We start from the raw sequence: 19,929 nt of genomic DNA on the forward strand, positions 1-19,929 counted from the left end.
ATTTGTTTATTAAGGAAAGAATTAATAATCTAGCGAGTTTTTATTTATGTTAAACCTGCTATTTGTTGTTGTATAAATAGTTGTACTTGCATGCCTTTGTTTATATAATCGGGAGCCATTTTTTTCGTTGTCTTTAGAGCGTCCACCTATTATAAAACTTAACAGTAATGTTAGCAATACTTTTTTCATTGTTTTAAAAATTTATAATGAAAAATTAAATTTACGCTAAGGTTATTATTTATTTTATTGGTAATGTAGGAGGTGTTTAAGCCCATGCCAAATTTTTTATTAAAGTAAAATTTCGTATTTATTTTTATAGGAAAAGAGACGGTACTACCATAATTTACCAAATACCTACTTCTTTCTTGTGTGTACCTTCCTAGTCCCAAATATCCTTCAAGATAAAACCAATTGGTAACCTTCAACGCTCTGCCATAGGACAAGCTTAAATCATTAAAACTAAAAGTAGAACCGCCCAATAGCCCAACTTCTGAGCCAGTAATATAAGACGTAGAAATTAAATTTTTATTTACAGCAAGAACAATATCTGTAGTAAAAGAAACTCCGCCATCTTCCGAGTAAGCGTTTTTAACATTAAAACCGCCAAATCCCATAGCGATAGAATGAAATTTCAATTTATTGTCGTTTCCAGTTTGCGAAAAGGAGTGATTAATAATAAATAAAAAAAACACCAGTACTATTTTGTTACATTTCATAAACTACTAGTTTTAAAATTCTCTCCAAAAATAGAAGTGTAAAAAAAAAACGAATGTCCTAAATTATGTAAATTGTATCTTTTCGGACGTATTTTAATGAAAATGTATAATTTCGGACTATCAGATCTAGCTGTTTTTAATCCTAAATTCTGACGGAGTACTGTCGGTGAACTTTTTAAATGATGAATAAAATGTTGATTTTGAGTTAAATCCACATTCAAGTCCAATAGAAAGAATAGTATATTTTTTAAAGTCACTAGAAATTAAATATTCCTTAGCCTTCTCCACACGAAGTGAATTAATGTAGTCAGAAAAATTATAAGAACTCTCCTTGTTTATGCTATTTGATAGTGAGCTTGTACTTAATTTTAACTCGCTTGCCAACAATTCTAAGGTCAATTCAGAATCTAAAAAACGATTGTTGTTTTCAATATATTTTTCAATGGCTAAAAATTTATCACTCTTTTGCAATTCCTTAGTTGAAATAGCACTGCTATTTTTCTCTTTTGGCACCTCCTCTTTTTGTTCTGCTTCATTATCATGTACCAAGTTTCGCAACTCAATTCGCTCTGTCATTAACCTATAATTATAAAACCCTTGATAACCAATCCAATACAGTAAAACAGAACAGCTAAACCGCAATGGATAATAGATATAGATAATCGGGTTTATCACCTTGTCAATATTTAAAACAATGGCACATATCCACATTAATATCACAAAACTACCAAGAAACATAAATGTTTTAAGCCATTTAATATTGTCAAAACTCAAGACATATTTATACAGTTTAGAGTATTTGAAAAGCACTAAAAAACATTTAAAAAATAAAAAAACGGTATAGCCAGCATTAACAATTTCTTCAATTTGCGAGTATTTGGCAACACAATAATCACCATTTAGACCATAATAATTAGGAGTTAAAACCAGTCTAACTAGTAATTCAATTGCAAACAAAGCCATAGAAAAAGAAACAAACGAATAAATCTTTTTCTCTATCTTTAAGTAATATACCAAAAAAGCATAGAAAGCAGGCAGTATAAGTACATACCAAGGAATCAATAATTTCCTTACAAAGTAGTTGGCATCTGTAAACAGATTGTCAATAATAAAAATTTGAAGATTGTTTAAGGTAATAAACAAAACTACTAGATTTAGATATACAACTGTTTTATCCCTCCTTTTACTAGAAAATTGAGTAAAAAGAATAAAAATTACACCAAGTATAATTCCGGCAATCATCGTGAAGTTGAAAATAATTTTGGCTAATATCATTTAGTTTTTATTGAAGCAATTTATTTTACAAATTTTATTTTTCACCTCTGTAAATATATTCTTATAATCTAAGCAAATGTATAAAAAATTATTTTAGATAAATTATGACTGATTTTTTACAATAAAAAAAGGGTCAAAGTAATAAACTTTGACCCTTTTATTTATAAAATGATACTTACTCTATTTCAGTAATCCTCAAGGTATTTACCATTCCTTTATCAACAACCGGCATTGCAGCAAGATTGATAAGAATATCCCCTTTTTTTACATAACCGTTTTCTTTAGCGATTAGGTTAATGTCTTCTACAGTATCATCTGTACTTACAAATTTATCATAGAAAAAAGCATTTACACCCCAAAGTAAATTCAATTGAGTTAAAATTCTTTTATTAGATGTATAAACCAAAATATGAGCAGATGGTCGCCAAGCCGAAATTTGAAAAGCAGTATAACCACTATTTGTTAAAGTCGAAATCGCTTTGGCTTTAATATCATTTGCCATTGTAGCGGCATGATAACAAATAGATTTTGTAATAAAACGTTTTGTTCTAACATGAGGCGGATTTTGTGGCACAATTATAAGTGGAGAATCTTCTACAGCTTCAATAATTTGTGTCATTTTTTCAATAACTTGAACAGGATAATTACCTACAGAAGTCTCACCAGACAACATCACAGCATCAGCACCATCCATTACCGAGTTGGCAACGTCATTTACTTCGGCACGTGTTGGCGTTAAACTTGTAATCATAGTTTCCATCATTTGTGTTGCCACAATAACAGGAATTCTTGCTGTTTTTGCTCTGTGAATTAATTTCTTTTGAATTAAAGGTACTTCGTGAGCCGGAATTTCAACACCCAAGTCGCCGCGAGCAACCATTAAACCATCACAAAAAGCAACAATTTTATCTATATTTTCAACTGCTTCTGGTTTTTCAATTTTAGCAATTATCGGAATTTTATGATCAGAATGTTTTGCAATTAATTCTTGTAATTCAATTAAATCTTCTGGAGTTCTTACAAATGAAAGTGCTATCCAGTCAACATCCTGTTCTATAGCAAAAATTGCATCATTGATATCTTTGGTTGTAAGTGCAGGTAAAGAAACTTTAGTATTGGGTAGGTTTACACCTTTTTTAGATTTTAATGGTCCGCCTTGAATTACTTTACAAACAACTTCTGTCGTACCGTTAGTTTCTAGAGCTTCAAACATTAATTTTCCGTCATCAAGAAGGATTTTTTCGCCAGGTTTTACATCTCTTGGAAATTCTTTGTAGTTCATGTAAACACGTTCTGCAGTTCCAGGAATATCTTCTGCTGTTTGAAACGTTATAATATCTCCAGGATTTACAACAACATCTTCCTTCATAACTCCTACGCGAAGTTTTGGACCTTGTAAGTCACCAAGAATAGCGGTTGTATAACCATATTCTTGATTTAATTCTCTTATGATATCTATGCGTTCCTTTACATCTGCATAATCTGCATGAGAAAAGTTGATTCGGAATACATTTACTCCAGCATCAATCATGTCTTTAATTACTTCTTTTGAACTACAAGCTGGACCTAGTGTGGCTACAATTTTAGTCTTTTTTCTTGTTGACATTTTTATTAAAAAATTAAATTATTTTTCGATTTTATTTTATCTATTGCAATGGAGTAAACCATATTTATACCATCAATAGTATTTATTTTTGAAACTATTTCTAAAGTATTAATTTCTTTTTCGGCATTACCAATTTTTAGAAAATAATCTACTTTTTTAAATTCGGGTAATAAATAAGCCAATGAAGAAAAAGAATTTTTAGAATCTGAAAATAAGTCTTGACTTTTAATATTTACAGAACCAATAACTACATTCTTATTTTGAATTAAATCCCATTTAATGATTTTCTCTTGATCTTCATAAGTAAATCTAATAAATGAGGTTTCTCCTTCTTTAACTTCAGATGAAATATCATGTTTGCTTTTACCTAAACAAATATTTAAATCTCTATTTAAAAAATAAGCAAGTCGGTAGTCTTCTAATGAAGTATGGATAGCGATAATATGGTAATCATCTTCTTCGAATTCTTCAATATTTACTCTATGAACTGCCATTTATTGCCTAAAATAAGTTGTAAATATAAGATTTATAAGAAACAAAACACAACAGAAATGTTAGATTAACGTTATTTTATAAACGAAAACGTTGTAGTTTTTTAAGAATATGAATTATATTTTGTTAATTTTTTCTTGAAATGCAAAATAAGCGCGTTTTGCCGCAATTTCTTCTGCCTTCTTTTTAGATGTAGCTCTCGATTTTGCAATTACTTTATCGTCTATACTTAATTTTACTCCAAAATAACGTTGACCATCGTTTGCGTTATCATCATAAATGTCAAAATGAAATTGTTTTTTTTCTTTTTGACACCATTCAATAACCAAACTTTTATAACTTATTACCTTTCCTTCTAGTCTAGCAATATCAACGTAAGGAATAATCACTTTTTTTCTTATGAATTCTTCACAACCAGCATATCCTTTGTCAAGAAAAATGGCTCCAACAAGGGCTTCAAAAATATTACCATGAATGTTTTCTCCAAAATGGGATGATGGAACTTTACTTTCAACAAAGTCTATTAAATGCATGTCTCTACCAAGTTCATTTAAGTGCTCACGACTTACAATCTTTGATCGCATTTTAGTCAAATAACCTTCGTCTCCAAGTGGAGCTTCTTTATATAAATGAGCTGCTATAACTGAACTTAACATAGAATCTCCAAGAAATTCTAATCGTTCATAGTTCATAGGGTTTCCTAGAGCATCAACTTTGTTGGAGGAGCGATGCGTAAAGGCTTTTTCGTAATATTTAATATTGGAAGTTTTAAATCCTATAATTTTTTCTATTGCAATAAAAAAATTCCCAACCTCAATAGGTTGGGAATTTCTGAAAAATATTTTTTTAAGTAATCGCATGAAAACTTAGTCTACTAATTTTTTGAATAAAACACATGCATTGTGACCACCAAACCCAAAAGTATTGCTCATAGCAACATTGATTTCTCTTTTCTGTGGTTTGTTTAAAGTCAGGTTCAATGATGGATCAATATTTTCATCTACAACCTTGTGATTGATTGTAGGAGGAACGATGCTGTTTTGCATTGCAAGTATAACTGCAATCGCTTCAATCGCACCTGCAGCTCCAAGTAAGTGACCAGTCATGGATTTAGTTGAATTGATATTGATGTTTTTTGCATGAGCGCCAAAAACATGACTTATAGCTTTCAGCTCGGCTACATCACCAAGTGGCGTAGAAGTTCCGTGAGTGTTAATGTGGTCTACCATTTCTGGAGTCATACCTGCATCACGCAACGTGTTTTCCATAACAGCAATTACACCAATTCCTTCTGGATGTGGAGCAGTTAGATGGTAAGCATCAGATGACATTCCGCCACCACCAACTTCACAATATATTTTTGCACCACGAGCTTTTGCATGTTCGTATTCTTCAAGTACAATTGCACCCGAACCTTCACCTAGAACAAATCCGTCACGAGTAGCATCAAACGGACGCGAAGCTGTTTCTGGACTTTCATTTCTAGTAGATAAGGCGTGCATTGAATTAAATCCGCCCATTCCTGCAATTGTTACAGCAGCTTCAGAACCTCCAGTAACAATAACGTCACACATTCCTAATCTAATATAATTAAAAGCATCAATCATAGCATTTGCAGATGATGCACAAGCAGAAACAGTTGTATAATTTGGACCCATATACCCATTTCTCATAGAAATATGAGCCGGAGCAATATCGGCAATCATTTTTGGTATAAAGAACGGATTGAACTTTGGAGTTCCATCGCCTTTGGCATAATACATTACTTCGTCTTGAAAAGTTTCTAAACCGCCAATTCCTGCACCCCAAATTACACCAACTCTATGTTTGTTTACATTGTCATGAGTAATTCCGGCGTCTTTAATAGCTTCATCACTTGATGCAATAGCATAGTGAGAGAATTTATCTAATCGACGTGATTCTTTGCGGTCCATATAATCTTCAATATTGAAGTTTTTTACCTCACAAGCAAACTTTGTTTTATGCTTTTCAGTATCGTAATACGTTATTGGAGCAGCACCACTTTTACCACTTATTAAAGCATTCCAATATTCTTCAATGGAATTGCCAATGGGAGTTAATGCTCCAAGACCAGTTACAACAACACGCTTTAATTGCATATAATTTTTTTTAAATATCGTTTAAATAAATAATACCCATATTTCTTTATGTTTATTTAGCTTAAAGAGACAAGGGTATTTCAATATAGTGTGATTGAAATTCAATCAAAAATAGTCTAATTTTTTTTCTAAATCAAAAAAAATAATAAAAACCCGCACACAAGTATTGCGAACGGGTTATTTATTTTATTATTTTTTTGCTTCTTCGATGTAAGAAATAGCTTGACCTACTGTAGCAATATTTTCGGCTTGGTCGTCTGGAATTTGAATATCAAATTCTTTTTCGAACTCCATAATAAGCTCAACAGTGTCTAATGAATCTGCTCCTAAATCGTTTGTGAAGCTTGCTTCTGTTACAACTTCATTCTCGTCAACGCCTAATTTGTCTACGATAATCGCTTTAACTCTTGATGCAATGTCTGACATAATCTTTAATTTTAAAATTTTAATTGTTGGCAAAAATAAAAAACTTTATCTTAAAACCACCTTTTAGTTAGTAAATGTGAATACGAAATTAAAAAAATTATTTCACAAAGTCCTCATTTATATTATTTATTATCATTTATTATTCTTTTTTTTGCGTAATAAAAATTACAGTATAAATGAAAAAGATAGTAATATTCGCCTCTGGATCGGGTTCTAACGCCGAGAATATCATATTACATTTCAATAAAAAAAGTGTTGCGAACGTACTCAAAATCTTTACTAACAATCCTAATGCCAAAGTATTAGAAAGAGCAAAAAAGTTTGAAATACCAACCGAAATTTTTACGCGTCAAGAACTAAATGAAGGAAAAGTTTTAGAATTAATAAATAAAATTCAGCCCGATTTAATTGTTCTTGCCGGATTTCTATTAAAATTTCCAGATGCAATTATAAAACAATATCCAAATAAAATAATAAATATTCATCCAGCACTTTTACCAAATTATGGCGGAAAAGGAATGTATGGCATTAATGTGCATCAAGCAGTTCTAGAAAATAATGAGAAAGAAACAGGAATCACCATACATTATGTGAACGAAAATTATGACGAAGGCGGAATTATTTTTCAAAAATCGGTGAATATCGAAGAGTGTAAATCGGCTGAAGAAATTGCAGACAAAAATAGCGTTTTAGAACAATTGCATTTTCCAGAAGTTATTGAAAAACTTTTAATTTAAAAATGATGAAATCAATTCTACTAACTATTTTCTTCTTTTTTGGAGTACTAAATTTTTATTCACAAGAAAGAATAGAAATAAAAAAATTAGGATTTTCAATGGACGTTCCTAACGATTGGATTTCTGTGAATAACGATGATATATTAAAGAATCTAGATAATTATGAACTTACAGATGATCAATTAGAGGAGCTTTTAAAGAAAAACAATTCTTCTTTCAATATTTCAACTTACACTAAATATGATTCAAGAAAATATAGCGGAATTATCCCAACAATAAAAATCAGAACTATTTTAAATGAATCAAAAGACAGTAAAGATTTTCTGAAATTTGTTCAAGATTCCAATGAAAGTGCCAAAAAAGCGTTGACCAACTTCAGATTTGTTGATAACCCCACAATTGTTCAAATTTCTAATAATGATGTTGTAAAGTTTTCAGTTCAATTTTTGCTTAAAAATCAAGGTAAGGAATATGAAATTAAGAGCAACAGTTATTACATTTTAAGAAAAGGATATTATATTTCTTTAAATTTTATTGAAGAAGTTGGTAAAGAAGACAATAATAATCTTTTTGAAAAATTGATAAAAAGTATAGCATTAACTAAGTAATTATTTTGAAAACGCATCAAGTCCACATCTACACAGACGGAGCAGCCAAAGGAAATCCCGGAAACGGTGGTTATGGCGTGGTTATGGAATTAGTAGGAACGCCACACAAAAAAGAATTCTATGAAGGTTTTCGACATACAACTAATAATCGAATGGAACTTCTTGCAGTAATTGTAGGTTTAGAAAAACTAAAAAATCCAAACATGACGGTTTTAGTGATTTCCGATTCTAAATATGTTGTGGATTCTGTGGAGAAAAAATGGGTTTTAGGTTGGGAAAAGAAAGGTTTCGCAGGAAGAAAAAACTCCGATTTATGGAAACGATTCTTAAAAATTTACCGTAAACACCAAGTAAATTTCAAATGGATAAAAGGACACAACAATCATCCACAAAATGAACGTTGCGATGAATTAGCCGTTTATGCATCAGGTTTGCCTAACTTATCGATTGATGCATTTTATGAAAATGAAGATGGGAAGTTGTTGTAAACTATCCAAAACTTTAATCCACAAATCCTTTTAAAGTTTTAAACTATAAACTTTTAAACTTCTAAACTAAAGTTTATCTTTGCACCTTTAATTTGAAAACGTAAAAATGAACAAACTTTTAATAGTAGGAACGGTTGCTTTTGACGCTATCGAAACTCCTTTTGGAAAAACAGATAAAATTCTTGGTGGTGCTGCAACTTACATTGGGCTTTCAGCATCACATTTTAATGTGAAATCAGGAATTGTTTCTGTAGTTGGAGAAGATTTTCCGCAAGAATATCTTGATTTATTGACTGCGAAAAACATCGATATTTCTGGAATCGAAATCGTAAAAGGTGGAAAAACATTCTTTTGGAGCGGAAAATACCACAACGATTTGAATTCTCGTGATACTTTAGCTACAGAATTAAACGTTCTAGCCGATTTTAATCCTGTTGTTGCTCAAGATTTTAAAAACGCCGATGTGGTAATGTTGGGAAATTTGCATCCATTAGTTCAAAGCTCAGTTCTTGATCAAATGACAACTACACCAAAATTAGTAGTTCTTGATACGATGAATTTTTGGATGGATTGTGCTTTGCCAGAATTATTAGACATTGTAAAACGTGTTGATGTAATTACAATTAACGATGAAGAAGCACGTCAATTATCGGGCGAATACTCATTAGTGAAAGCGGCTGCAAAAATCCATACAATGGGTCCAAAATATGTAGTAATTAAAAAAGGAGAACATGGCGCATTGTTGTTTCATAACAAAGAAGTTTTCTTTGCTCCAGCGCTTCCGTTAGAAGAAGTTTTTGATCCAACCGGTGCAGGTGACACATTTGCTGGTGGTTTCTCTGGATACATCGCGCAAAGCGAAAACATTTCGTTTGACAATATGAAAAACGGAATCATTCACGGCTCCAACTTAGCTTCGTTCTGCGTTGAGAAATTTGGAACCGAACGAATGGAAACATTGAAAAAAGAAGAGGTGCAAGAAAGATTGAAACAATTCAAAGCTTTAACACAATTTGACATAGAATTATCATAAATTTATGCCTCGAAATTTTCGGGGCATTTTTATTTCAAATACACAAATAGTATAAATAGTTTACTACTAAATATTTGTGAAATATATTAAAAAATAACACGAAGCATTTTACAACTCGTGTCTAAACAAAACAACACAACTAAAATACAACTACAATGAGCGACGCAATCAAACACGAATGTGGAATTGCACTTTTAAGATTAAAAAAGCCGTTAGAATTCTATAAAGAAAAATACGGTTCAGCTTTCTACGGAATACAAAAAATGTACCTCTTGATGGAAAAGCAACACAATCGCGGACAAGATGGCGCCGGATTTGCATCAATTAAATTAGATGTTGAACAAGGCGAACGATATATTAGTCGAGTTCGATCTAATGATGCGCAAGCAATTCAAGATGTTTTTAAGCAAATAAACGAACGCATTAATGAAGAGTTGACTTTGCACCCAGAATATGTAAATGATGTTGCGGCACAAAAAGCCAATATTCCATACATAGGAGAATTATTTTTAGGTCACGTTCGTTACGGAACTTTTGGAAAAAATAGCATTGAAAGTGTTCATCCATTTTTACGTCAGAACAATTGGATGCACCGAAATCTTATCGTTGCAGGAAATTTTAACATGACTAACGTTAAAGAACTTTTTAACAGTTTGGTAGAACTTGGGCAACATCCTAAAGAAATGGCAGATACCGTTACTGTAATGGAAAAAATAGGGCATTTTCTAGACGATGAAGTAACCGATTTATACCAAGAATGTAAAAACAACGGATTGTCTAAAAGAGAAGCTTCACCAGTAATTGCTGAAAAATTAGATATTGCAAAAATATTAAAACGCGCTTCCAAAGGTTGGGATGGAGGATATGCAATGGCCGGACTTTTTGGTCATGGCGATGCGTTTGTATTTCGTGATCCAGCCGGAATTCGTCCTGCATATTTCTATGAAGACGACGAAATTGTAGTAGTCGCTTCAGAACGACCAGTTATTCAAACGGTTTTTAACGTTCCATTTGATAAAGTGCAAGAACTACAACCAGGAAATGCATTAATAATCAAAAAGAACGGAAAAGTTACCGAAGAAGAAATTATTGTTCCAACAGTAAAAAAAGCATGTTCGTTCGAAAGAATTTATTTTTCAAGAGGAAGCGATGCCGAAATTTATCAAGAACGTAAAAATCTTGGTAAATTAATTCTTCCAGCAGTTTTGGAAGCAATTGATGACGATACTGATAATACCGTTTTTTCATACATTCCAAATACAGCCGAAACTTCATTTTACGGAATGGTAGAAGCAGCTCAAGATTTTTTAAACCAAAGAAAAAACCAACATATTCTTGATAACCGAAATACATTAACAGCAGAAACGTTAAATGAATTATTATCGGTAAAAATTAGAACAGAGAAAATTGCAATAAAAGATGCCAAGCTAAGAACGTTCATTACCGATGATAAAAATCGTGACGAATTAGTAGCGCACGTTTACGATGTAACTTATGGAGTTATAAAACCAACCGATAATTTAGTGATTATTGATGATAGTATCGTTCGTGGTACCACTTTAAAAATGAGTATCATCAAAATGATGGATCGATTGAATCCTAAACGCATAGTTGTTGTTTCATCGGCACCACAAATTCGCTATCCAGATTGCTACGGAATTGATATGGCAAAGCTCGAAGGATTAGTAGCTTTTCAAGCAGCAATTGAACTTTTAAAAGAGCGAAATTTATATGATATTGTTGATGAGGTTTATAAAAAATGCAAGACACAAGAGAATTTAAAAGACTCTGATGTAGTTAATTATGTAACAGAAATATATTCGCCATTTAGCGATATGGAAATATCCAATAAAATAGCACAATTATTAACAACCTCAAGTGTAAAAGCCGAAGTAAAAATCATATTTCAATCGGTTGATAATCTTCATGTAGCTTGTCCTAAAAATTTGGGCGATTGGTACTTTACCGGAGACTATCCAACACCTGGCGGAAACCGCGTTGTTAACCGAGCATTTATGAATTTCTATGAAGGAAAAGACGCAAGAGCATACTAAAAAACGCAAAACATGTAGTTTGTCGATTATTATTGTAATTCATCAATAATATTTTGAAACACAACACTCGGGCATATATCTTTGGAGAACCATAGCATTAGTAGGTTAAGTTTATGGTAGATTTGGGGCAAAAAAGGTGAAAGAAATTTCACCTTTTTTATTTTCTATAAGTTCCACTTTCAAAAAGGTAAATTCTACTCTCATTTGCCTATCATTCCAATATATTTATCATTTTATAAGCATTTGTAAGCATCTTCCCACTATGTTTGCTGCATCATAGAACTTAGTAGGTTAAGTTTATGGTAGATTTGGGGCAAAAAGGCGTTCGTGAAAACGAACGTCTTTTTAAAAAAATTCACACAAAAAAACCGTCAAGTTCTTCAACATGACGGTTTTTTACTTTTTCTTGATAAAAAACTATTTCTCTAACGCATATCGTCTTGCAACTTCTGTCCAATTGATAACATTAAAAAATGCTTCAATATAATCGGGACGACGGTTTTGATAATGCAAGTAGTAAGCATGCTCCCAAACATCCATTGCTAAAATTGGAGTTCCGCCACATCCAACTTCTGGCATCAACGGATTGTCTTGATTTGGAGTTCCGCACACATCAAGTTCACCACCTTTTTTAACACAAAGCCAAGCCCAACCACTTCCAAACTGAGTTGCGCCAGCTTTGCTAAAACGTGCTTTAAATTCGTCGAACGATTTAAAATCTCTTTCAATTGCCTCAAGTAATTCACCAGTTGGCAAACCACCACCATCAGGTGACATAACTGTCCAAAACAAATTATGATTGTAAAAACCACCACCATTATTTCTAACAGCAGCATTTTTCTTGTCAAGATTTATCAATATATTCTCTATCGTTAAACCTTCCAATTCAGTTCCTGCAACAGCAGCATTCAAGTTGGTAGTATAAGCGTTGTGGTGTTTAGAATGATGAATTTCCATCGTTCTAGCATCAATATTTGGTTCTAAAGCGTCATACGCGTAAGGTAATTGTGGTAATTCAAAAGCCATGATATATTTATTTTAAAAGATTACTACTATGTGAATTCAAAGTTATAAATTTAACTTCTAAAAATGTTACACAATTACGTTATAATTTTATTAAATCCTTTTAGAAGCCATTTCCAGCTTTACATTGCAAGTTTGTTTGTAAAATTATTTTTTTCTAAGCTGTAAAAAGAGCTTCTATGGTCGCTTTTTTACAACAAGAAAAAATATAATTTTCCTTCACAAAGCTTTCCATTGCACTCTGGGCTAACACAATCGAAACAATAATGAATTTCAACTTACAACCATCACACCTGCAAAATCAGTTACTAAAATTAGAGCCACTTCAAGAAACAAATTTTGAAGAACTCTATTCTGTAGCAAACGACGAATTACTTTGGGAACAACATCCCAATAAATTACGCTATCAAAAACCAGTTTTCCAAAACTTTTTTGAAGGAGCAATCGCTTCCAAAGGTGCATTTTTTATCCGTGAAGCAACAACCAACGAACCCATTGGCAGTACTAGATTTTATGATTATAATCCAGAAACCAATTCCATATTAATAGGTTACACTTTTATAGCAAGAAAATTTTGGGGAAATGGTTACAACAAAGCATTAAAAAAACTCATGATGGACTATGCATTTCAATACGTTGACACCATTTATTTTCACATTGGCGCCAACAACATTCGTTCTCAAAAAGCATTAGAAAAAATTGGCGGAATAAAAATTGACGAATTTGAAGTAGAATATTACGGAGAAGATTCTAAATTGAATTATATTTATCGGATTAATAAAGTACTATTAGTATGAAAAAAATAAGCGATATTTTCACTGTAACAGCAGTTGTATTAGTTTTAATATTTGGAATTTTTATATATAAAGGATACAAGAAAGATTCTAAATTTAAAAATCAAAAACTAGGTGTAAGTATAGAAATATTTAAATCTGATTGGGGAAAACCAAATAAAGAATTTATCTATAAAGATGATGTCGGCGATATATTATTAGTTTACAATTCGAATATTTTTTTTGGTGATAAATATATTTTTAAATTTGATAAAGTATCAAAATCTTTAATTTTCAAATATTATGATGATTAGAGATTGTTTTAAATTTGGAAATCGTTCTTTCAAAAACCCTTTCAGAGTTCAAAACTCTGAAAGGGTTTAATTAAAATAAAACAAAAATGAGTTCATATAAACCTAAACCGCTAGAAAGAGGAAGTTATTACCATATTTATAACCGTGGCAATAATGGTATTGATATATTTTATGATACCGAGAGTTATTATCATTTTCTGCGACTTTATGAAAAATATATAATACCAATTGCTGATACTTTTGCCTGGTGTTTGTTGAAAAATCATTTTCATTTATTAGTATACATTAAAACTGATGATGAAATTGATATTTCAAAACTCGAATATTCTACAGTTGAAAGCCCAAAAGTAATTGATGCATCTAAACAATTCGGACACTTATTTAATGCATACACACAAGCAATAAATAAAAAATTTAATAGAACAGGAAGTTTATTTGAAAAGCCTTTCGAAAGAAAATTAGTAAAATCTGAAAAATATTTTCAAAATTTAATTTTTTATATTCATAACAATCCAGTATTTCATAGGTTTACAGATCATATAAATAATTATCCTTGGAGTTCTTATGAAACAATCATTTCAGATAAACCAACAAAATTAAAACGTGATAATGTTATTAATATATTTGAATCAAAGGAAAAATTCATTGATTATCATTCTCAAAAACAAAATTTCAATGAAATTATAGATTTAATAATTGAATAATTTTTTAATAACAACCCTTTCAGAGTTCAAAACTCTAAAAGGGTTAAATAAAATCAAATGACAAAACCAGCTTTCTCCATATACGACGCATCCGCAGGTTCAGGAAAAACCTATACTTTGGTAAAAGAATATCTAAAAATTATTCTGTTATCTAGTAAAAATGATGCCTACAGAAACATTCTCGCCATTACGTTTACCAACAAAGCGGTACACGAAATGAAAAGCCGCGTTGTAGAAAGTCTGTCCGAGTTTTCCAAAGATAGTCCATCCGATAAAGCGTTGCAATTGATGCACGATATTCTCAAAGAAATCAACGAAAATCTTGAAGAAAAATCACATTGGAATCCAAAAACTATTCAAGTCAAAGCCAAAAGCATCATCAAAAACCTAATTCATAATTATGCAGCTTTTGATATTTCTACCATCGATAAATTCACGCATAAAGTCATTCGCGCTTTCGCGCACGATTTGAATTTACCCATAACTTTTGAAGTTTCACTTGACACCGAAAACCTATTAACAGAAGCAGTTGACGCCATTATTGCACAAGCTGGAGAAGACGAAACGCTGACCAATTTACTGGTAGATTTCACAATGGAAAAAACCGACGACGATAAAAGTTGGGACGTTTCACGAGAAATTATGGATACTGGACGATTGATTTTAAACGAAAACAACCGCGAAGAAATTACGCATTTTAACAATAAAACAATTGCCGAATTTGTAGAAATCAAAAACAAACTCGGCGAACTTTCCAAACAAATTGAAGCCGAAACTGTAGATTTGGCAACCGAATCTTTGTTACTAATCGAAAAAAACGGAATCGATTTAAAGTCGTTTTCTGCTGGACATTTTCCAAAACACTTGGTTAGTATTCAAGAAGGAAAATTCAATCCGGCTAATAAAACCTACCATGAATTTGACGATATAAAAATCAATAAAACGGCTAAAGATGGCGCGATAATAGAATCAATAATTCCGCAACTTTTAGAACTTTTAAAATCCATTTATACCAAATTTGAAAAGCGAAATTTTTACGAAGCTTTTCTAAAAAACATTACACCACTTTCGCTGTTGAATACCGTTAGTAATGAATTAGCAAAAATCCAAAAAGAACAAAATATTCTTTCCATTGCTGAATTCAATAAGTTGATTAACGAACAAATTCAAAATCAGCCTGCACCTTTTATTTACGAGCGTTTGGGCGAACGATACAAGCATTTTTTCATTGACGAATTTCAAGATACTTCCGAAATGCAATGGCAAAATTTGATTCCGCTTATAGATAATGCTTTGGTTAGCGAAGATTTGCAAGGCGAAAGAGGTTCGCTAATGTTGGTTGGAGATCCAAAACAATCTATTTATCGATGGCGTGGTGGAAAAGCCGAGCAATTTATCGAATTAAGTAAAGATAAAAATCCGTTTAATAATCCTGATAAAAAACCTTTTACGCTCGATACCAATTACAGAAGTTATTCTGAAGTGATTGATTTCAACAATAATTTCTTCGGATTTTTATCTAAAGAATTTCAAAACGAAGATTACAAAGAGTTGTATTTGAACCACAGCCATCAAAAAACAAACAGTAAAAAAGGCGGATTCGTGTCTATTTCTTTTATTCCAAAAATAGAGAAAGAAGAACTTGACGAAGACAGTTTGGACAGAAACGAATTGTATTTAGAAGCAACATTTAAGAAAATTCAAGAATCAAAAGCCAATGGTTTTCGAAATAAAGACATTGTAATTTTAACACGTAAAAAATCGCAAGGAACAGCCATTGCAAATCATTTAACGGAAAACGGAATTCCAATTCTTTCATCCGAAAGTTTGTTGATTGGCGCATCTTCCGAAGTGCAATGTGTAATTCATATATTGCGATATTTGAAAAATAATAATGATCTTGAAGCTAAGGCAAATTTCTTGTATTATTTAGCCAACAATCAACAAGATGCATTGCCAGTTCACGATTTTATATTTCAAGGAATTGAACATAGAAACGAGAAGGAATTTCAAACGTGGCTTTCGCAATTCGGATTGGAATTTTCATTTGAAAACAGCCGAAAAAAATCATTGTACGAAGCTACAGAAATTATTATTTCTAAAGTTATTCCTATGGCAAAACGAAATGCCTACGTGCAATATTTCTTGGATATTGTATTGGAACGTGATATAAAAAACCAAGCAGGAATATCCGATTTTCTTACTTATTGGGATAAAAACGGAGAAAAATTAAGCATTCCATCGCCCGAAGGAAACGACGCAGTTCGAATTATGACCATTCATAAGTCTAAAGGATTGGAATTTCCAGTAGTGATTTTTCCGTTTGCCGAAGAAGATTTCAGTAGAAGTCCGAAACAAAAAATGTGGCTCAATGCCGATGAAGAAATTGTTGGTTTGCCCAAAGCTTTGGTCGATAAAAGCAGCAAAGTAGAAGGTTATGGCGAAGACGCATCGCAAATTTACAATCAGAAAAAACAGGAAGATTTATTAGATACGGTAAATGTTTTGTACGTTGCCTTAACGCGTGCCGAAGAACAATTGCACGTAATTTCGGCAATGAATATTAAAAGAGATGGAAGTTTGCCTAATAATTTATCATCGTTTTTTATAGAATTTCTTGAAGATAAAGGATTTGAAGAGACCAATTTTACTTATGAATTCGGTCAAGCCAAAAAATTATCAGTTGATACTAAAACCGAAAAAATAACGCAAGTAATTCCGCAAATTGCATCGACTTTGAATCCGAAAAGCATCAAAATTGCCCAAAGAGAAAGCGTAATGTGGAATACAAAACAGCAAAATGCCATAGAATACGGAAACACCATTCACGAAATTCTTTCATTTATAAAAATTAAAAACGACATTGATTTAGCCATAACAAAAGCCATCGAAAACGGATTAATTGTGTTTACTCAAAAAGATGAAGTCACTAAAACGATAAACGAAATTGTAAATCATCATGATTTAATAGATTTTTTCGCAGACGGGACCAAAGTTTTAAACGAGCAAACCATCATCCAAAAAGAAGGAAATTTGGTAAAACCCGATAGAATGGTGCTGAATGCTAACAATGAAATCTATTTGTTAGATTATAAAACAGGTTCGCATTTGCCAAAATATAAAGCGCAATTAGAAAATTATCAAAACGCAATTGAATCGATGGGATTTAAAGTTGCAAAAAAATCGCTTATATATATAGGAGAAGGAATTGAAATTGTAAATTTGTAATTACTCAACAATTATTTTTTTACTAGTAGATTTATTTTTTGAATAAATTTTAGCTAGATAAATGCCTTTAGCTAAATTATTGGTTTTGATGCTTGTTTCTAATTGACCTAACGATTGTGTTGCTAATTTTTTACCTAAAACGTCGTAAAGTTCCAGTTTTAAATGTTCTAACGGATATTCCTTTAATGAAATTGTAAAAGTACCATTATTAGGATTAGGATAAATTGAAAAAAAGTCTTCGTTAAATGTTGAATTGGATAATGGTATTGGATCAAAACGAGCTAAAAATATATTGCTATCATAAAAATTAGATATTCCATTAGTATTGTAATTTTCTTGCAAAGCGTTAGGCGTACTTATACCACTTGTACTTTGCGTAAAACCATACATATAAAAATAATCTTGGTAAAGTAATATATTTCCTAAATACTCAGGATTTTCTCCTCCAAAATAGGTACCCCAAATTCGCTCACCATTTGGGTTAAATTTCATTGCAAAAGCATCAACATTAAAATCTGGTTGAGTATAAACTATATTGTTTTGAAAACATCCTGGTGTACTAATATTGTTTTGAAAATTGGTAACGCCGCTAACATAAACATTTCCAGAAAAATCTAGTTCTAACGAATTTTGAAGTATAATATAATTATTTAAAATATTTAACCCTATATAAGTTCCCCAAATTTTCTGTCCACTTGAATTAAATTTGGCTAAATAATTACAGTATTGGAAGTCTTTGTTTTCTTGAAAACTTCCAGTTGTTGCAATATCTGTATCTAGATAAGTATAACCAACAAAATATAAATTGTCATCAAAACACTTGATACTATTTTTTAATATGATGTCTTCTTGAATGTTATTTCCTCCATAATAAGTACTCCATTCTCGTAGTCCTATTAAATCAAATTTAGACACAAATGGAGTGCCACATTCGTTATAACCATCACTTTGATAACAGTTAGGCGTTGCAAAATAATTTGAAGCAACTGTTTGATTACAACTGCTTGATCTGCCCGAGACATAAAGTCCGGCTTGATTTACGCATAATCCTGACAAGTAACTTTCGTTAATGCCATAATAGGTTGACCATATAACTTGTCCATTAGGTGAAAACTTTGAAATTAAGGATTTAGCACTTTGCTTGTCTGTTTGAAAAGTACCTGACGTTGCTTGATTATCCTCGCCAGTGGTAGATATTATATAAATGTTGTTATTTGCATCATGGGTAACACTTGTATCTGTTAATAGTATGGAACTATTACCAACACCTACAGTACTTGATGAATTATAATCTGTAAGATAAGTTGACCATATTAATTGTCCATCACTAGTAAATTTTGACAAATAACTATTAATATTTCCTGTTATGTTTGGTCTATAACTATTGGTAGTTGCAATATTATTAGGGCTTGTTGTAGATCCAGATAATATTAAGTTACTATTACCATCAATACTTATACTTTCAATAGCATCATCATTAATACCTCCAAAAAAAGTAGCCCAAACGATTTCACCGTTTGGGCTAAATTTTGTTATAAAACCATCACAAGTTCCACCACCATATTGAGTTTGATGCGCATTTAATGTTGGTGTAAATTGAGAATTAACTCCATTTCCTTTTACATTTCCAACCATGTAAATATTTCCTAATTTATCTACAGCCGACATGTTAACAAAGGTGTAACCATCGCAATAATAAGTTGACCATGTCTTGGTAAAACTTACTGATTGACTGAAAACACATGAAGAAAATAACATCAAAAAAAGTAGTGAGGATTTCATGATAATTTATAAGTCATTAATTGTTATTACTGTTTCTTGTAAATTGGGAAAATTTGGATCGGTATTGGTTGTATAATCTGCTGTCCAAGTACTACCGCTTACAATAGTTGGTAAGCCAACACCTAGTGTAAAACTTCCAAGACTACCTCCAGTTCCTATTCTAAAACTTGCTCTGTCAAATATTTGACTAGCACCATTTGCTGAATATGCAGCACTGTTACTAACAGTACTGAAAGTAGCTCCGTTATTAATTGTTCTTTGCCAATTAACTACAGATAAATTGCTTATTTGGCTTGATGTATAAAGAAACGGAAAACGTGTTGCGCTTGTTGTATTCTCTAAAATAAGTATCTGTCCTGGTTGCAATATACCATTAATAACATTGTAATTATTAGTAACTAAATAAGTATTTGGACTCGTTAAACTTTTTGTCTTTAAGTTACCAACATATAAAATCTTTGAAGAACCATTGTAAATATAAACTGTCTTTTGTGCGTTAATTGTAAATGATAAAAACAAAAACGTAAGTAAAATTATTTTTTTCATGATA

General features: G+C 31.6%; 19 protein-coding genes. 9 read left to right on the forward strand and 10 right to left on the reverse strand.

Annotated features, from left to right (window positions below; all coding sequences use genetic code 11):
* Positions 1 to 185: 185 nt before the first annotated feature.
* The 7 genes from ACH2CG_RS00260 to ACH2CG_RS00290 form a co-directional block, all read right to left on the reverse strand.
* A complete protein-coding gene (locus tag ACH2CG_RS00260; protein ID WP_395061018.1) occupies positions 186 to 716 on the reverse strand; it encodes a hypothetical protein in 531 nt (176 codons plus the stop codon).
* A 126-nt stretch (positions 717 to 842) separates the two neighbouring features.
* Positions 843 to 1,991: a helix-turn-helix domain-containing protein gene (locus ACH2CG_RS00265; RefSeq protein WP_395061020.1), complete on the reverse strand. Its 1,149-nt coding sequence runs from the start codon at positions 1,989 to 1,991 to the stop codon at positions 843 to 845.
* A 175-nt stretch (positions 1,992 to 2,166) separates the two neighbouring features.
* Positions 2,167 to 3,597 (reverse strand): pyruvate kinase, encoded by a 1,431-nt coding sequence (gene pyk, locus ACH2CG_RS00270; protein ID WP_395061022.1) that lies wholly within the window; start codon positions 3,595 to 3,597, stop codon positions 2,167 to 2,169.
* A 5-nt stretch (positions 3,598 to 3,602) separates the two neighbouring features.
* Positions 3,603 to 4,091, reverse strand: coding sequence for an IPExxxVDY family protein (locus ACH2CG_RS00275; protein ID WP_395061024.1), 489 nt, complete (start codon positions 4,089 to 4,091; stop codon positions 3,603 to 3,605).
* 114 nt (positions 4,092 to 4,205) lie between these two features.
* Positions 4,206 to 4,949 carry a ribonuclease III gene (rnc, locus tag ACH2CG_RS00280; protein WP_395061026.1) on the reverse strand — a complete coding sequence of 248 codons (744 nt, stop codon included), beginning with the start codon at positions 4,947 to 4,949 and terminating at the stop codon, positions 4,206 to 4,208.
* 6 nt (positions 4,950 to 4,955) lie between these two features.
* Positions 4,956 to 6,209: a beta-ketoacyl-ACP synthase II gene (gene fabF, locus ACH2CG_RS00285; protein ID WP_395061028.1), complete on the reverse strand. Its 1,254-nt coding sequence runs from the start codon at positions 6,207 to 6,209 to the stop codon at positions 4,956 to 4,958.
* 189 nt (positions 6,210 to 6,398) lie between these two features.
* On the reverse strand, positions 6,399 to 6,635 hold the full coding sequence (locus ACH2CG_RS00290; protein WP_007137004.1) for an acyl carrier protein: 237 nt from the start codon (positions 6,633 to 6,635) through the stop codon (positions 6,399 to 6,401).
* A 176-nt stretch (positions 6,636 to 6,811) separates the two neighbouring features.
* Between ACH2CG_RS00290 and ACH2CG_RS00295 the strand changes: the two genes are divergently transcribed.
* The 5 genes from ACH2CG_RS00295 (at position 6,812) to ACH2CG_RS00315 (ending at position 11,555) form a co-directional block, all read left to right on the forward strand.
* Positions 6,812 to 7,372, forward strand: coding sequence for a phosphoribosylglycinamide formyltransferase (locus tag ACH2CG_RS00295; protein WP_395061030.1), 561 nt, complete (start codon positions 6,812 to 6,814; stop codon positions 7,370 to 7,372).
* A 2-nt stretch (positions 7,373 to 7,374) separates the two neighbouring features.
* Positions 7,375 to 7,980 carry a hypothetical protein gene (locus ACH2CG_RS00300; protein ID WP_395061032.1) on the forward strand — a complete coding sequence of 202 codons (606 nt, stop codon included), beginning with the start codon at positions 7,375 to 7,377 and terminating at the stop codon, positions 7,978 to 7,980.
* A 5-nt stretch (positions 7,981 to 7,985) separates the two neighbouring features.
* Positions 7,986 to 8,468 (forward strand): ribonuclease HI, encoded by a 483-nt coding sequence (gene rnhA / locus ACH2CG_RS00305; protein WP_395061034.1) that lies wholly within the window; start codon positions 7,986 to 7,988, stop codon positions 8,466 to 8,468.
* A gap of 106 nt (positions 8,469 to 8,574) precedes the next feature.
* The gene (locus ACH2CG_RS00310; RefSeq protein WP_395061036.1) at positions 8,575 to 9,501 is read left to right on the forward strand and encodes a PfkB family carbohydrate kinase; all 927 of its coding nucleotides are present in this window, start codon (positions 8,575 to 8,577) and stop codon (positions 9,499 to 9,501) included.
* Positions 9,502 to 9,656: 155 nt separating this feature from the next.
* Positions 9,657 to 11,555, forward strand: coding sequence for an amidophosphoribosyltransferase (locus ACH2CG_RS00315; RefSeq protein WP_395061038.1), 1,899 nt, complete (start codon positions 9,657 to 9,659; stop codon positions 11,553 to 11,555).
* A gap of 417 nt (positions 11,556 to 11,972) precedes the next feature.
* Here the strand turns inward: ACH2CG_RS00315 and ACH2CG_RS00320 are convergent, their stop codons facing one another.
* Complete coding sequence (locus ACH2CG_RS00320) at positions 11,973 to 12,581, reverse strand: superoxide dismutase (RefSeq protein WP_395061040.1); 609 nt, start codon at positions 12,579 to 12,581, stop codon at positions 11,973 to 11,975.
* Between the two features lie 263 nt (positions 12,582 to 12,844).
* Between ACH2CG_RS00320 and ACH2CG_RS00325 the strand changes: the two genes are divergently transcribed.
* The 4 genes from ACH2CG_RS00325 (at position 12,845) to ACH2CG_RS00340 (ending at position 17,597) form a co-directional block, all read left to right on the forward strand.
* Complete coding sequence (locus ACH2CG_RS00325) at positions 12,845 to 13,375, forward strand: GNAT family N-acetyltransferase (protein ID WP_395061042.1); 531 nt, start codon at positions 12,845 to 12,847, stop codon at positions 13,373 to 13,375.
* Positions 13,372 to 13,665, forward strand: coding sequence for a hypothetical protein (locus ACH2CG_RS00330; RefSeq protein ID WP_395061044.1), 294 nt, complete (start codon positions 13,372 to 13,374; stop codon positions 13,663 to 13,665). The genes ACH2CG_RS00325 and ACH2CG_RS00330 overlap by 4 nt, the downstream gene beginning before the upstream one ends.
* Before the next feature lie 86 nt (positions 13,666 to 13,751).
* Complete coding sequence (locus tag ACH2CG_RS00335) at positions 13,752 to 14,369, forward strand: transposase (RefSeq protein WP_395061046.1); 618 nt, start codon at positions 13,752 to 13,754, stop codon at positions 14,367 to 14,369.
* 57 nt (positions 14,370 to 14,426) lie between these two features.
* The gene (locus ACH2CG_RS00340; protein WP_395061048.1) at positions 14,427 to 17,597 is read left to right on the forward strand and encodes a UvrD-helicase domain-containing protein; all 3,171 of its coding nucleotides are present in this window, start codon (positions 14,427 to 14,429) and stop codon (positions 17,595 to 17,597) included.
* Here ACH2CG_RS00340 and ACH2CG_RS00345 read toward each other — a convergent pair whose 3' ends face one another.
* On the reverse strand, positions 17,598 to 19,379 hold the full coding sequence (locus ACH2CG_RS00345) for a T9SS type A sorting domain-containing protein (RefSeq protein ID WP_395061050.1): 1,782 nt from the start codon (positions 19,377 to 19,379) through the stop codon (positions 17,598 to 17,600).
* A 6-nt stretch (positions 19,380 to 19,385) separates the two neighbouring features.
* Positions 19,386 to 19,925, reverse strand: coding sequence for a hypothetical protein (locus ACH2CG_RS00350; RefSeq protein WP_395061052.1), 540 nt, complete (start codon positions 19,923 to 19,925; stop codon positions 19,386 to 19,388).
* Positions 19,926 to 19,929: the final 4 nt, after the last annotated feature.

The sequence above is a fragment of the Flavobacterium sp. genome (assembly GCF_043778725.1).
In the GTDB taxonomy this organism is placed as follows: Bacteria; Bacteroidota; Bacteroidia; order Flavobacteriales; family Flavobacteriaceae; genus Flavobacterium.